Origin of the sequence: Vibrio neptunius, assembly GCF_000967495.1 — a bacterium.
GTDB lineage: Bacteria > Pseudomonadota > Gammaproteobacteria > Enterobacterales > Vibrionaceae > Vibrio > Vibrio neptunius.
This window is the reverse complement of the sequence record NZ_JXXU01000063.1, coordinates 1-678: the sequence shown is the minus strand read 5'-3', so window position 1 is coordinate 678 and position 678 is coordinate 1. Positions and strand designations below refer to the sequence as shown.

General features: G+C 43.1%; 1 protein-coding gene. It reads left to right on the top strand.

Annotated elements, in window-relative coordinates:
• Positions 1-678, top strand: a 678-nt coding sequence (locus TW84_RS24630; RefSeq protein WP_045977413.1) for a hypothetical protein, incomplete at both ends; no start/stop codon positions are given.

The following is a 678-nucleotide window of genomic DNA, read 5'->3' as shown; positions in this document are numbered from 1 at the left end:
TATTTACCCTTTTATCTCACCCCAGAAGAGTTTGCGCTTAAGCAAAAGCAGCAAGAGCAGGAGATAGCGGCTGGGCGCGATCAGATACGTTGGCATAAATACGATATTGAAGAGGCTTTTCGTTATTTGTATTTGTGCTACGCACTGGTACCCATGATTCCGTTTTATATTCTCACTTATGTGATATTTGATCGTGATGAAATATTTCTTAATAGCATGATGATTGGGATATCCATATTGATGTCAGGCGTATGTTACTTAACGTTTGCCCTTGATTATCGTTTTGACTATACGCTGTCAGAGAAAGGGTTAGTGGTTAAGAAGCGGCGTAATATGCCGCGCTGGGTCAACAGTGCTGTGCAGGTAGTGGCCTGGTTTGGGGCGGGCTTTTGTGTGTTTATGGTTGCCACGGTCGGCCCGATGATTCTTGCCGGTGCGGGTGGGCTGATTTTACTCTCGTTTACCCGTTTAAAGCGCCAACCGGATGAGGAAGCCGAGGTGAGAATCGGCCATCGCGAAGATTGGTTATTCGTTTTTTACAATAAAAAACGCAAGGTTATAAAATTTTTTCATAAGTTTGACTGGTGCTATTATAGCGATACCGATAGAACAAAGATTTTTCGTTCCCACAGTAGAGGTTACAGCAATGTATTTTTCCATTCACAGAGTGAATTGGAA